Source organism: Bradyrhizobium sp. Gha, assembly GCF_900113735.1.
Lineage (GTDB): Bacteria > Pseudomonadota > Alphaproteobacteria > Rhizobiales > Xanthobacteraceae > Bradyrhizobium.
Window position 1 is genome coordinate 1 of sequence record NZ_FOQM01000021.1, and the last position, 13,818, is coordinate 13,818.

General features: G+C 60.7%; 14 protein-coding genes. 11 read left to right on the forward strand and 3 right to left on the reverse strand.

All coding sequences use genetic code 11. The annotated features are described in order from the left end of the window. Positions 1 to 68 precede the first annotated feature (68 nt). The 6 genes from BM222_RS23370 to BM222_RS40165 all read left to right on the forward strand — a co-directional run bounded on the left by BM222_RS23370 (position 69) and on the right by BM222_RS40165 (position 5,828). Positions 69 to 362 (forward strand): P27 family phage terminase small subunit, encoded by a 294-nt coding sequence (locus BM222_RS23370; protein WP_092232721.1) that lies wholly within the window; start codon positions 69 to 71, stop codon positions 360 to 362. Next, positions 337 to 1,962, forward strand: coding sequence for a terminase large subunit (locus tag BM222_RS23375; RefSeq protein WP_244547217.1), 1,626 nt, complete (start codon positions 337 to 339; stop codon positions 1,960 to 1,962). Before BM222_RS23370 ends, BM222_RS23375 begins: the two co-directional genes overlap by 26 nt. Positions 1,963 to 1,965: 3 nt before the next feature. After that, entirely contained in the window at positions 1,966 to 2,358 is a 393-nt protein-coding gene (locus BM222_RS23380) for an HK97-gp10 family putative phage morphogenesis protein (RefSeq protein ID WP_092232727.1), read from the forward strand. Then, a complete protein-coding gene (locus BM222_RS23385) occupies positions 2,355 to 2,699 on the forward strand; it encodes a GTA-gp10 family protein (protein WP_177243402.1) in 345 nt (114 codons plus the stop codon). The genes BM222_RS23380 and BM222_RS23385 overlap by 4 nt, the downstream gene beginning before the upstream one ends. Beyond that, positions 2,680 to 4,890, forward strand: a complete 2,211-nt coding sequence (locus tag BM222_RS23390) for a hypothetical protein (protein WP_092232734.1) — start codon at positions 2,680 to 2,682, stop codon at positions 4,888 to 4,890. The genes BM222_RS23385 and BM222_RS23390 overlap by 20 nt, the downstream gene beginning before the upstream one ends. Positions 4,891 to 5,303: 413 nt before the next feature. Beyond that, the gene (locus BM222_RS40165; protein ID WP_177243403.1) at positions 5,304 to 5,828 is read left to right on the forward strand and encodes a hypothetical protein; all 525 of its coding nucleotides are present in this window, start codon (positions 5,304 to 5,306) and stop codon (positions 5,826 to 5,828) included. 180 nt (positions 5,829 to 6,008) lie between these two features. Here the strand turns inward: BM222_RS40165 and BM222_RS23400 are convergent, their stop codons facing one another. Continuing rightward, a complete protein-coding gene (locus BM222_RS23400) occupies positions 6,009 to 6,935 on the reverse strand; it encodes a hypothetical protein (RefSeq protein ID WP_143106018.1) in 927 nt (308 codons plus the stop codon). Positions 6,936 to 7,160: 225 nt separating this feature from the next. Between BM222_RS23400 and BM222_RS23405 the strand changes: the two genes are divergently transcribed. The 3 genes from BM222_RS23405 (at position 7,161) to BM222_RS23410 (ending at position 7,882) form a co-directional block, all read left to right on the forward strand. Beyond that, entirely contained in the window at positions 7,161 to 7,394 is a 234-nt protein-coding gene (locus BM222_RS23405; RefSeq protein WP_092232752.1) for a hypothetical protein, read from the forward strand. Between the two features lie 154 nt (positions 7,395 to 7,548). Then, positions 7,549 to 7,704, forward strand: a complete 156-nt coding sequence (locus BM222_RS41225; RefSeq protein WP_177243404.1) for a hypothetical protein — start codon at positions 7,549 to 7,551, stop codon at positions 7,702 to 7,704. Beyond that, positions 7,697 to 7,882: a hypothetical protein gene (locus tag BM222_RS23410; RefSeq protein ID WP_092232755.1), complete on the forward strand. Its 186-nt coding sequence runs from the start codon at positions 7,697 to 7,699 to the stop codon at positions 7,880 to 7,882. Before BM222_RS41225 ends, BM222_RS23410 begins: the two co-directional genes overlap by 8 nt. Positions 7,883 to 8,079: 197 nt before the next feature. Here BM222_RS23410 and BM222_RS23415 read toward each other — a convergent pair whose 3' ends face one another. Together BM222_RS23415 and BM222_RS23420 are read right to left on the reverse strand one after the other, a co-directional pair. Beyond that, a complete protein-coding gene (locus tag BM222_RS23415) occupies positions 8,080 to 8,601 on the reverse strand; it encodes a hypothetical protein (protein WP_092232758.1) in 522 nt (173 codons plus the stop codon). 107 nt (positions 8,602 to 8,708) lie between these two features. Further along, positions 8,709 to 10,481: a site-specific integrase gene (locus BM222_RS23420; protein ID WP_177243405.1), complete on the reverse strand. Its 1,773-nt coding sequence runs from the start codon at positions 10,479 to 10,481 to the stop codon at positions 8,709 to 8,711. A 650-nt stretch (positions 10,482 to 11,131) separates the two neighbouring features. Here BM222_RS23420 and BM222_RS23430 point away from each other — a divergent pair. After that, positions 11,132 to 13,144 carry a hypothetical protein gene (locus BM222_RS23430; RefSeq protein WP_092232767.1) on the forward strand — a complete coding sequence of 671 codons (2,013 nt, stop codon included), beginning with the start codon at positions 11,132 to 11,134 and terminating at the stop codon, positions 13,142 to 13,144. A 242-nt stretch (positions 13,145 to 13,386) separates the two neighbouring features. Continuing rightward, positions 13,387 to 13,545: a hypothetical protein gene (locus tag BM222_RS41230; protein WP_177243406.1), complete on the forward strand. Its 159-nt coding sequence runs from the start codon at positions 13,387 to 13,389 to the stop codon at positions 13,543 to 13,545. Positions 13,546 to 13,818: the final 273 nt, after the last annotated feature.

The following is a 13,818-nucleotide window of genomic DNA, read 5'->3' on the forward strand; positions in this document are numbered from 1 at the left end:
TGTACTCGTCCGAATATGACCGACGCTGCCGTTTCGCCATCCGACACCTCTCTCTGCCTAAGCTATAGGTGTCCACCAATTTAGGGGAGGCCCAGCCGGAACTCGCTAAACGCCGCATTCTCACGCCGGCCGATCTCGGCTGCCTGGAAAGCTACTGCATCGCGATCGGCCGCATCCGTGAGCTTGAGCTGCTGCTACGCGTCGGCATGGATCCCAAGCTCTGCCGGATGCAGGACAAGGCGATGGGGACCGCGCGCCAGCTCGCCGCCGAACTCGGCTTGACCCCGGTCTCGCGCTCGCGGCCGGCCGTGCGCGACAATGACGACCAGGACGACGATGAAAACCCATTCAACATCGTCTGACACCTATCCGCACTGGATTTACGACAACTCGCCGATCCCTGATCCATTCGGTCACGGGGAGCGCGCTGTGCGTTGGCTTAGGTCCCTAAAGCACCCAAAATCGACGCTGCCCAAGCGACGATTCCAGCTCGACCCGTGGCAGGAACGGATTGTGCGCGCGATCTATGCGCCGCACGACGACCACGGCAACCGCATTGTTTCTGTCGTCGTGATCCTGGTCCCGCGCGGCAACCGTAAGACCAGCCTGTCCGCCGCCCTGGCTCTGCTGCACACCATCGGGCCTGAGCGCGTGCCCGGCGGCGAAGTGATCTTTGCGGCCAGCGACCGCAGCCAAGCCGGCATCGCCTTCAAGGAAGCGCGCGGCATCGTCCAGGCGGACGCCAAGCATCTGGTCCCGGTGACCAAGGTCTACGACGCCTTCAACAGCGCCAAGAAGATCGCCTATCCCCGCGAGGGTGTAGAATTGGAGGTCATCTCGGCTGATGCACCGTCCAAGGAAGGCCGCACCCCAGCATTCGTCCTGGCGGATGAACTCCACATCTGGCGTGGGGCTGACCTCTGGAAGGTTTTAACCAACGGCCTGGACAAGATCGACAACAGCCTGCTCGTCGTTGCGACGACCGCCGGCCGTGGACAGGACAACATCGCTCATGAGGTAATCGAGCGCGCCCGCAAGATAGCGCGCGGCGAGATCACCGACCCAACTTGGCTCCCGGTTCTTTTTGAGTCGCCCGCCGACGTCGACTATTCGAGCGAGGATGCATGGCGCCGAGCGAACCCCGGCAGCGCGCATGGCTATCCATCCCTTAAGGGTTTCCAGCGCCACATCGCGCGGGCCAAAGACAGCCCAACCGAGCGCGACAGTCTGTTGCAATACAAGCTCAACGTCTGGCTCGACCACTCGACCAGCCCATTTGTGGACATGGCGACCTATGACAAGGGGGCCACGCCGATCGATTACGAGGCGTTGCGCGGTGCGCCAGCGTGGATTGGCGTCGATATGTCCAAGACCACCGACCTTTCGGCCGTGGTCGCGTGCTTTCGGGATGGCGACACCTATACCGTGTTGCCGCACTTCTTTTGCCCAGATTCCGATATCCGTAAGCGCGGCGACCTGGATGGCGTGAACTATGCCTCCTGGGCCAAAGCGGGTTTCATCACCGCCACACCCGGCAACGTCATCGATAACGCCGCCGTCGCGGACTACATCCGGTCACTAGCGGAGCGCTTCCAGGTCCAAGAGATCGGATTTGACGTGGCGTTCGCCCAGGGCGTGATGGCGCCTCTGGTCAATGAGGGCTACCCGATCGTGACCATTCGGCAAGGCTGGGTGACGCAATCGCCTGCACTCAATGTCCTGGAGCGAGCGATCATCAGCGGCAACTTCCGACATGGCGGACATCCCGTGTTGCGCTGGAACTTCGCCAACGTGGCCATCCACAAGGACGCGAACGACAATCGCATCATCCACAAGAGCAAGTCGACTGATCGCATTGATGGTGTGGCCGCAACCTGGATGGCTGTATCGCGCGCTGCGGCCGGTGAAAGCACTCGCTCGCTCTACGATCTCCCCAACGCTGTTGAACTTCTTTCGTGGTGACTCATGGTCGACGATCTTGAATCATACCTTTTATCTCTACCGGACAAGCTGAGAGAGCCCATATCGGACGCTCTGCGAGAACAGGCATTCCGCCTTTCCGACGCTCAGCGAGCCGCGTTGCAGACCCTTGAGCAGTCGCCAGAGACCGGCGCGATGGAAGCATCCTGCACCGTGGCTCCCGGCGCCAATGATCTCGAATACATCGTGCAGGCTGGCGGCGACATGACGACCAAGGAAGTCCGCGACGGTAGCGGACAGCCCTATGATTACGCTGAGGCGTTTGAATTTGGGACCAGCCATCAGCCCGCGCGGCCCTTTTTCTGGCCGACCTACCAAGCGAACAAAGACGAAATCCACCAAGCAATTGAAGACGCGATTGGAGAAGTATTGAAGTGAGTGAAGCAGATCCCTGCGCCCGAACGATCACGTGGGGCGATCAGACCTATGACGTAAACCTCAATCATCCCTGGGTTCGCCGCGTGCTGAGTTATCGCGGCATCAACGGAAGGCCTCCAAGCGCGGTCCTACTTGGATTTGAAACAGGGGCCTACACCCTCGACGATGTTGAGCGCGTCCTGGAGCTTGGCTTGGTCGGCGCCGGCCAAGACGAACGAGAGGCCGACAAGCTTCTCGACCTGCACGTCCGCGCCAAGCCAGTCGCCGAGAATGCCGGTGCTGCCGCCGCGCTCCTAGCCGCCCTCTACGTTGGAAAGCCCAATGACCACGCCAGCGCTTAACATTCCCATCAAGGTCGTCGGCCTCGACACCTTCAAGCAGAACATGACCGAGATGAACGTGACCGCAGCGAATGCGGCGCGCGCGGTCACCGCGACGACCATCAAAATGAGCGCGGGATTCCTCGCTTCTCAGGGCGCGGCCGGCGCTGCAACGCTCGCCTTTGGTCGGATGCTCACTGTGCTGCGACCGATCGCGCTGGGCGTTACTGCCGTCGTCGATACGTTCGAATTCCTGAAAAAGAGCGTAGAGCTCGCCAGCCAGCAGATCGAAGCCTTTAACGCGATCGCCGATAAGGCGAACGGCGCGGGGGTCTCGACCGACTTCTGGCAGCGCTTCACCAAGAGCGCACCCAACGCCGTGCTTTCGATCGACCAGATCACCGAGGCATTGCAGCGCTTCAATCAGGTCTCAACCGACAAGCTTGGTGGTTCCGACCTTCAACAGCGGATCAACGAACTCGTTAAGGCAGGCAACTTTAGCGGTGACGCGGGAGTTGGCGCCTTCGCCGGCGCCTCCACGACCGAACAGAAGCTCCGCGCGATCGTTAACCTGATCGACCAAGCCATGGCGAAGGGCCAGCGTCTCGCCGCGCTCGATATCGCCGGCAAGGCCTTCGGCGAGCCTGTTGCGGCCGCGCTGCGGGCCAATAACGGCTACCTGGACCAGATGCTCCAGAAGGCCGACGCAATGTCCAAGACCGACATTGTGTCCCAGGAGGACATCGGCCGGGCAATCCAGCTTCGCGACCGTATGGATGAAGCTCAGAAGATCCTCGCGGAAAAATGGGTCCCCATCCAAAAGGACATGGCCCAGCTCGGTATCAACTTCAAAGACAACTGGGTGTCCGTGGTCGAGACCTTTGCTGAGCTGGTCGGCCTCGCTGACAAGCTCTATGGCTTGCTGAAACAGATCCCCGATGCGTTTGCGGCCATGGGAAGCTCGCCTTTCTGGACCCGCTTCACCGAGATGACCGGCAAGCTGGGGCTAAATTCGGACCCTGCTTCGCTGGGTATCGAGACAGGGGTCGATGCGATGCGCCTGGACGCCACCAACAGGCTGCGGGCGGGAATGATGAACCCGGCGAACAGCCAGCGCGCGATGCAAGAGGCGACCAGCGTCCAGTCAGCGGTGCGCGGTGATACCTCCAAGGCGCCCGGTATCCAGAAGGAACAGCAGGACGACAAGGTCGATACCGCGATCAACGCGCTGCGGCGTCATACGCAACAGGTTGAAGCCGACACCAAGGCGGTTGGCCTGGGTGACGTGGCCCTTGCTCGCTTCCGAGCGCAGGCAGCCGAAACCGCAGCGGTGCAGGCCAACGGCGGGAAGGAAACGGCCGACCAAGCGGCGCAGTTTAAGAAGCTCCAGGAACAGGCCGGCGCGGCCGCTGATGCGCTGGCGCGGGCCAAGGTTCAGTCTCAGATCGATTTCAACCGGCAGACTGCGCTCCTGCCGCCGGAGGACGTGCAGATCGCGAATGAGCTGAAGTCGGTCTATGGAAACGACGTTCCGGCCGCGCTTGCCTCAACCGAGGCGGCGGCAATTCGAGTCAACAATGCTCTAAAGGGTCTCGGTGACTCATTCTCTAGCAGCTTGAACGGTCCGCTCACCGATTTCGAGATGGGCACCAAGACCGCGACCCAATCGCTGCAATCGTTCGCCACGAGCTTCGCGCGGTCGCTGCTCACGATGGCGAACCAGGCCTTGATCATCAAGCCGCTGCTCAGCGGTATCGGCGGAGTGTTTGGGCTGGGCTCCGGCTCTGCACCCGTCATGTCGTCCGGCCTTGGCGCCGGCACGGGTGGCTTGTCGTTCCCGATGTTCGCCAAGGGCACCGACAGCGCTCCCGGTGGCTTGGCATGGGTAGGCGAGGAAGGCCCCGAGTTGACCTACCTGCCCAAGGGCACGCAAGTGATTCCGCACAACGCGTCCATGCAGATGGCAAGGGATATCCCGCGCTTCGCAAACGGCGGCGTGATGGGCGGCGGACCAGCTGCGCCCCTGATCGGGCATTCGACCACGATCGCACCGTCTATCAACGTCTCGGTCCAAGGCTCACCCGGATCCTCGCCGGCTGACCACCAGCGCATGGGCGAGACGATCGCCCAGACGGCACAGCACCACATCAAGACCATGATTGCTGCGGAACTCCGGACAGCGATGAGGCCGGGAGGCGTCCTCCGCCGATAGAAACACGACGCACGCCAACGCTTGAGCGCTATATCTGAAGCTGAACCCCATTCAAATGCGAAAGCCACCGTCGGCGGGACAGTGGCTTTCTGGAGGACCCGAACGTGCCGTTGCTTAAGAGAACGTCCGAGCAAGATAGATATAGCGCGACCAGCCCGACCGTGCAGGATAACTGCGTCCAAAAGCGGTCGAAAAAAGTCCCCCAGAGGGTTCGGCAATCGGCCCTCAAAGACAAGCAAATCGTCGGGAAAATGCGGTCTTTTCGCGTTCCGGCTCACATGCTGGACGAAGAGACTTCAGTTGCACACCCCACGCCCTCTATTCCTCTCTCTGCAGCTACCCCTCTAACAGTCCCTACAGTCACACCCAAAGCCTCCAATGACAATATACCCGTCTGGGCTCTTACCGGTGACGTGGTCAAAGCCGTGGCCGCGACAGCGGCCCTCCAGATCGCAGAGAAGCCCGCCTATCCGTTCGTCTTCAATTTGACTCATGAAGCCGAGGCGAGGGCCCTGACTCATCCCAGGGGCTTCCTGGAGTCACTGAAGCGGTCATTCGACAGGCAGCTCGCCCGGGCCGATGTTCGACTGGCTTACTGGTTTGCCATCGACATCACCCGAGAGGGGCGGCTGCATATCCAAGGCGCTTATGGCGCGGTCATCGAAGCTGATGCCCTCAAAGAGATCATGTGGGCAGCGTGGGGCAAATGGAAGGTGAATCCGCAGTTTCAAGTCAAGCTGGCTTGGCGGTGCTGCGACGACGGCTGGGCCACCTACAGTTTGCGCGAGCACCGGAGGGTGTCCAAACGGATCGGACAGACCTTCACCCTCACCCGGCCGTTGCAACGGGACGCACAATGGACCTACAGCGAGGTCAGGGAGATCATGTCTTCCTCGTCCAAGGCTTCCATGCAGCGCCATCCGGTTCATCCCAGATGACTTGAGCGACGCCAATGGGGATACCGACAGGCTGACTAACTGATCGAGCTGCTATCGCGGCTTCGGCCGAAGGATGAACTATGCCGCTGAGGTATCGTCGGCCATCTTTGTCGGCAAAGACGTTGGTGTAGCCGTTGAACGTGGTGAATTTCGGCAAATGCCTTCTCTCCTCTGACGGGCCTATGCACTGGCAGTGACCGCTGTCTCCGGCAGGTCCGGCGCTTTCGTGTTACTACCTCCCTCGAGTTGGAGGGGTTGCTGAACACCTTTTGCCGCTTCAGCGATCTCTTGGGCCATCGCGATTATCAAACTCTCCCCATTGGCAAAGAGCATCCTAGCGTCGCTTTCAGTCAAGACGACCCGGGGATGAACAATAGGATTTCGGTAGTCCTCCCGCATCTGGTCCAACTCGGCTAGCGTCTTCTTAGACGGGCAGGGGGTTGGTTTCTTTGCCGCAAGCTTCTCCAGCGCGATGATGTAGTCCTTCCAGCCGTTTAGAGTTTCGCCCGGCTTTCCGCTGAACAACTGATAGTAGACCTCCAAGCAGGCCTCGACGGCGCGAGCGACATGAAAACCGGAAGCGGAAAGAAGATTGAAAGCCAAGCACCTGCCGGCAGCCCTCCAGTCATCCTTTGCCTTTTCCGGGATGTGCATCTGCAGGTTCGCCGGAAACGTTTGGTCAGCAGCATCTACGAGTGCGGGCGTGTGATATATTCCGCGCCTAGGCACAAAATATGTGGCGGTTTCTCTCATTTCTTCGGCAAAGACGGTTTCGAACTCGCCTACCGCGGAACGTATCCAATTCAGCTCCCAGCCGTTAATCGGCGCGTCCTTTTCATCCGGAAATCGCAGCGTCGATTTCCCCTCGGCGTCCTTAGTCTGGAATCGATCATTCCAGAGCGAATTCATGCGCAGGACCGCTTCTCTTGCTTTGCCATCGGTTATGCCGATCGGAATCGGTTGGCCGCCAAGCAGGCTGTCCATTTTCGCCTTGGCTTGCCACAAGGGCCAAAATACCCTCGTTGTTGGAAGATCGCCCGATAGCTCGATCAGTGTCTGTATGGTTTTTCCAAAATCATAAAACGAAAAAGGATTGATTCTTTCCAACTTTCCCTCCCTCACGTCGGCAGTCCATCCATCGTGTAAGCAATCACTGATCGAAAATAATCTTTCGGTCAACTAAAGCATTTGCTTCCTGCTGCGTTGCGATCAGTAACAGCTTATTTGTTCGGTATTACCAAATTTGGTTGACTTGCCATGGACTCACAAATCGCGCATCTCGATTCCCGTGCATCACCCATTCCGGGTCATGATTGTTCTACGGGGCTATTGATGACGACCAAGTTCTCTTCCGAGGCGACCTTCCATTTGAAACGCCAGCTCCTCGTAAGCCGCCTGCTTTCGACCGTGCGCGAGTTTTCCGGCGACCACGGCCTTCAGGATCTCGACGAGGCCGCGCTGCGCCAGATGGCCGTCAAGCTCGACGATGTTGCCGGCGAGCTGTTGATGTTCGGGTGCGACCATTGGCCGGAGTCGGCTCGCGGCGAGGACAAAGCGGCTGCCTAAAATTTGAGCGGCATCGCGAAGGTTCGATCGCTATAGCTTCATTGAACAGCCGCACAGCCGGGGCCGTTCACTCCTCCATGTCGTTTCCAGCTCGGTGCACCACACCGGGCTGGTTTCGTCTGGGGATCATGCCGGCTGATGACAGGAGAAGTGAATGAACACCCGCGAATACGCAGAAGCAGACGAAGCCGCCGACCAGCGGGCACGCAACAGGAAGCGAGCATGGATCGCGGCCAAATCCAGCGTCGCCAAGATCATCAAGGAAGCGCTTGCGGTCGCCGCGCAAGAGAAGGAGACGCGGCATGGGTAACGCTGTTTCTTTCACCTATGATGACGACCGCCGCACCGGGAGTTACGAAGTCCGCTCCGGCATGGTGCACGTCACCACTGAGTTCGGAACCAGGGCAACACAAGTTGGCGGATCACCTCCGCTCGTTATTGCCCGGCTGATTGCTGGCGAGTTGATGCGCGAGGCCAAGATCAAGTGAATCAGAAAGGGCGCGGATCACACCGCGCCCTTTCTGATCTTATTCCTTTACCCGCGCCACGATCTTTACCAAATCGGCAGTTGGGAGAACCACAACTCGATTGTCCGCATAGAATGCAACGTGATGCGATAGCAACATGACTATCTTTGCGCTCTGGAATGTCTCGTTCTTTGTCGTGATTTCACTAGCATCCTTGCTTACATCCTTGACAAAATAACCAAGCGTTGCGCCAAAGTCCCGAGCGCAAGGACGAGAAGTGATAGATCATTGACAATAGCGAGCCACCTAAGCTGCTTCCACTTCTCGAACTCGGTAAGAAGAATGTAAATTAGGAAGATGCCCATCAGCGTGGACATCAGCCGAAAGACATCGTAGGCGGTCCGACTGCTGCCGGTCTTTACGTCATTGAAAATTGAGTAGGAGCTAAGCAGAACCGTTATCACAACGCCGAAGATCAATATCCACTTGTAGTTCTTCATCTGGTGCCGCAGCCATGCAAGTAGGTCGTAAAGATAATTTAGCGCGGTAGTGATCACCGAAGCCAGCAACGCCGTTCCGATCAGGAAAAGCTTCGCGAGATCGGCATACTCGATCAACCAGATCAAATTCCAATCGAACACCGCAAGGTATGCGGCAAGAAATAGCATGCAAATCGCAGATGCGACTCCAATCGTTAGAGTTGAGAGCACCAGGAAATGCTTGGTCAGAAAATCGAGCATGGAAAACCGTATCGACTGCGGATCGAGGACGTTAGAAGCCTTCGAATCAATGCAAAGGCGAAGCTTGCGGCTCCGTCTTGTAGAGTCAAGTGACGGCTGGGTAAAACTCAGAAGCTATACTTGATCGCCTCGATCATCGTCACGCGATCGCGCAGCGGCCCCTCGGACATCACCCCGTAACGACCAGTCGTGCTGGTCTTCGTATGACCGAGTAGCGGCCCGAACTGTTCGTCCAGATAGCCAGCCGCCCGGAAGGCGTCGGCGATACCGTGCCGGAAGCTGTGGAAGTTGTGGCGCTTGTCGGTCTTGACGCCAATCCGCTTGAAGTAGCCCGCGAAGAAGCGGGAGGGTGTGCGCGAGAAAAATCCCCGCGTGTCGGGCTTCAGGTCGGGGAATAGCTGTTCCTCGCCGCGAGCGACCATCGCGCCGTGATAGTCGAGGAATCCAAGCCTGATAAGCTCGCTATGAATCGGGACCACGCGCATTGATCCGCCGGTCTTGACGGATTTGAGCCGCGAACCTTCGCGCGTGATGTGAAAAATCCAGGTGCCATGCAACTGCCGGACGTCCGCTGTCATCAGCTGTGCGAGCTCGCCCAGCCGCGCACCGGTATAGATCGCAATTAGAGGAAGCCAGTATCGCCAATTCCTGATCTCCGCGTCACCCGCCTTGTGCTCCTGGTCGTCGCCAGCGCAGCGCGTGAGCAGCGGCGAGGTGAAGATCGTCCGCAACTGATCGTCTGAATATGGAAAGACCTTCTGCTTCTTTTTGTCGATCGACAGGAACATGCCGCGGATCACGTCCTGGTCGATGAACTCATTGTTCAGCAGCCATTCGCAGAAACCCGCGATGGCGGACAGGTAGCGGTTCGTTGTGTTCTCACTGATCGTCGGCTTGCCCACTGTCTTGTTTGCATCAATGATCTTGCGGAAGGTCATGCCCTCGAATTCTTTGATCTTGAGGGCCTTCACCGGCCAAGAGGAGAGGGCGTGTTTCCAGTCGCGAACGGCCTTCCGTGTGATCGCTGACACGTGCGAAGTCTCGCCGATGAATTCGAAGAACAGGCCGACGATGACCCGGTTCTGTGTCCAGGTGTCGAGTGACACCGAGGCCTTTTTCTCGCGCTCAAACCGGTCGTAAAGCTCCCACAAACCCTCGCCGGGTGCCGCCTTCTTTCGGCCAGCCGTCGGGTCCGCCGGCGCAACAACCGGATCAGTCGGCACCCCGGACCAGTTGCCCTGGTCACGTTCTGCAGCGCGCTCCAGCATCTGGATTTCAGCGCGTTGGAGCCGCTGGCACAGGTCACGATAGGCGGGGGAGCCCTTTTCGATCAGCAGCCGGTCGCGCTCGATCACGTCATCCGCGGCCCATTCGATCAGCGCGGTCTCACCAATGGCGAGGTGCTTCCGTAGCTGCTCCAGCTTTATGGCGCGGCGACTGCGAGCGAAGTCGGGCCCGTGCTTCATCGCCAAAATGTCCAGCGCGGAATTCAGCTGCACAAGCGGGTCATCCGACCACTCGACGGCGCCGGCCTCGATGTCGCGCGCCAGCTGGCTCCCGGCGCGCTCAACCATGCCCGCTGTGGGGAGTGCCGCGCGCTCGCGCTGGTCCTGGTTCAGCAGGGTCTCATAGTGCCGCCAGACGGCCGCCTGAAGGTCCCCTGGGGTCGGTTCCTGGCGCTGGGATAGCTCCTCAAACTGCGCTCGATACTTCGCCAAGATGGGGAGGGCGGCGACGCGCGCGGCCTTCGGATCGCGGACCCCGGTGGACTTCCAAATCTCCTTTTTGCCGACGATTGACTGGAGCTTTTTCGGGACCGCGAGGCGCACGTAATAGACGGCAGAACCACCCCGCCGTTGGATATTTGAAGCCAGCGCCATCGCACCCTCGCAACACGGAGTCGTAACAGTTGATGGGGGCATCGATAGCTAGTAAGCCTCTGTGATTCAAGCTATTATTGAATTTGTTGAGTTTTCCGTCGGGGCAGAACCAATCCAGCTGCCCCGACCACTTCGACCGTTGAATCTCCTGAGCTTTTTCTCTGCGTTTCTGACGTGATTCTGACGGGCGGTTCTGACGTCGTTCCGCCCTCACCATCGGCCGCGCGCGACTGCTTGCGCGCCTCGGCGATGGCGACAATCTTCTTCGAGCGACGCCGGAGATAGCGCCCTGTAGCGGGCGATCTTGCGGAACGCCTTCGCATAGGTGCGGTACCGAATCGACAGTCCGTGCTCGCCCTTAATGATCGGGCCGGCGCGCTCCTCCTGCGGCACCTGCTCGAGCAGCGGGGAAGAGCATGTCGTAGACCGACAGGTCGAACTCGACCGCCGCGCGCGATGCGTTCGGGCCCGATCCAGCGCTCGGCGTAGTTCTCGTCAATGTACTCGATCTCTTTGCGCAACCGAGCTAGCCGCGTCGAGCAATTGAGGCGCGATACTTGACCTGCATGCAACTAAAGGCTTAATCCCGTTCCGGTTGCATGTACGGACTTGGGAACGTGTTTTCACTTTCGCGGCGGACGGCAGCGCCGTTGTTTCTGCTGGTGGTTCTTGCCTTGATCGCGCTGGCCTGGTTCCAGCATCGCGTGGGGCGCTACCCCTATTACGCTTTCGACGACATGGACCAGATCACGGCGCTCGACGTGCTGCTGATCGAGGGCGGCCGGCTGCCCGACCAGATCTCGCACCCCACGGCCGGCATGTATCTGCTCGTCTCCTGGACGCAGCGACTGGCCTATCTCGCGGGGTGGCTGCACCTGCGCGACTTCGCGGCGCTGCCGGCCTGGACGAATCCTCTGCTCGGCATCGCCGAGCTGATCGAATTCCTGCGTGGTCACCTTCCGTACGTGGCCGTCGGCGCCGCACTGGCGATCGCCGGCGCCGTGATGCTCGCGGTCGGTGAGGGTGCCTGGATGCTGGTTACGGTGTTTGCCTGCATCCTGACGTCGCGGACGCTGGCGCTCCACACGCTCATCTTCCGCACCGACCTGTTCGCACTGTTCTATGCCGCGCTAGCGCTGCTGCTGGGGACGCTGGCGCTGCGCACGGAGCGCAGGACGGCGCTCGCCTTCGCCGTGCTTTCCGGGCTCGCCTGCGGCCTCGCGGTGACCTCCAAGGTGCAGATCCTGCCGACGGCAGCGGCGGCGCCGCTGCTGGCGCTGCTCATGATGGTGAAGCAGGAGCGGGGGGCCGCGTTCGGCCGCATCGACGTGCGGCACAACATGATCATCATGGCCGCCGCGCTCGCAGCGCTCGGCGCGCTGGTGCTGCTGGCGCTCGCGCCTCTGCCGGAGCATTTCTATCACTACCGCAGTTCGTTCTCGAACATCTGGCTTTGCGGCGCAGCTCTCGCTGCGGTCGCGACGCCCGGGCTTGCGACGCGATACCTGCCGCGAGACGGCGTGCCCTACCGCTTTTTCTCGTTCGCGAACCTGATGGCGCTCGGCTTCGTCGCGGCGTTTCCGGTGCTCGGCATGGTGGCGACGAACCCCCTCAATGCGGTGCGTTTCGTGGCGGCGATCGCGAAGGTCTCGTTGCTCGGTACGATCGATTCCGCGCTGAACCCGAATCCGCCGCGCCTGCTCGACCAGTTTGCTGCCGCACCGCTGCTGTTCATCCTGCCCCTGGTGGCGGTGGCGCTGCTCGCGTTCGGCGATCGCAAGCCGACGCGCGGCGCGGCGATCGGGGTGCTGGCCGCGATCGGCGTGCTGGCGCTGGCGTCAGCGGCGTGCTTCAGCCGGGGCATGGTGGGGACCGATGTCATCTTCACTGAGCCGCTGATCCTGCTGCTCAGCTGCGTGGCGCTCGGGATGGTCTGGCGGCAGCGTTCCGCCTGGCTGCATGCGGCGGCGGCCGGATGCGCGGCCGTGCTGGCCCTGCACGCCATCGCCCAGGGCGAGATCACAGCGTTGGCGGATGCCACGGGTCCGCGCTACTTCCGGGAATCACGCCAACTCGTGACTTGCTGCGGCAGGGGCAACCAGAGCGCGATCGAGGCCGTTCTGCAGCGGCGACTCGGCGATGTGCCGGAGCTGTCCCGGGACGCCGCATTCCGCCAGGCGGCCAACTACGGCGCGGTGAGCCTTCGAGCTGCGACCATCCTGCCCAACCGCGGAACAATCGACTGGCGCCGGATCGGCGTGCTCGGCGAAGGGCTGGCCTTGTCAGGCGCCGGCGAGAGGATCACGCGCGTGCCGGAGACGCTGCACGGCGCCGCGGTCTATGTGCCGCCCCCGACCGTCCCGTGCCGGGCCGCCTGGCTCGACCGCCCCCTGGCCTTCTTCGGGTTGTTCAGCTTCGAGGCTGAGGCCTGGCGGGGCTGTCACCCGGAGACCATCCGGCCGCGATCGGACATTGCCGTGCTGGTGTTCATTCCGGCAGCCCGGCGCGCCGAGTTCGGCCTCGCGGAAGATGCGCCGGTCGTCGGCATCGGCACGCGGGACTATGTGGGTGTGACGGTGCCGGCGGATGTCGGCAACGATCTGCTGTTGCGGCTCGATGCGATTGCCGACCGCTTCATCGTGATCCGGCGGGCCTATGGCTAGCGCAGGTCATCCGATTTCCGACGCAAAATGCGGTACTTTTTCGCCGCGCCACGGCCCGGCTCGGGCTGCGGGTACAGAAGCGACGCCTCTCGCCCGTTCCGGGAACAGGAGTAATCGACGATTTGACTTCCGCCCTCGGCGCGCTTGGATGGCGACGTGACGCGCCAACCTCGACGCAAGGACTGCACCGAACTTGATGGCCGCCCGCTCAAGATTGCGCCGGGCGCCCCCGGTCAACGGGCGTGCGTGATCCGATCATGTTCTGCCCGGACTATCGCAGCAACGGCACCGAGAAGGCGATCACCACCGAAGACGCGCCCGCCACGGTGACCGCACCCGGCTGCAGGCTGGCTCATCAAGCATCGGATGAAGGATTGCCTGCTCCCTCAAACCGCCAATAAGTCACCGAGTTGACCGAGCCACACTCACTACAGCGGAGGCTCTGCTCACCGAGCATGTATCGTCCTTGACGAAACTGGGCAGCGCCAGCCCTCGTTCTGCAGGAGGGACAAACCAATAGACATTTTCGCGTCCGCCAGCACAGAACAAGCTTCCTCAACATTGCCCCAAACCATCCAACCAAATATCAACGATTATTGACCCAGCGCTAGTTGAGTAAAGCTAGTCTTTAGGTCAATCGTACCCGGTCAGCGCACGTCTAGACGCAGCTTCAC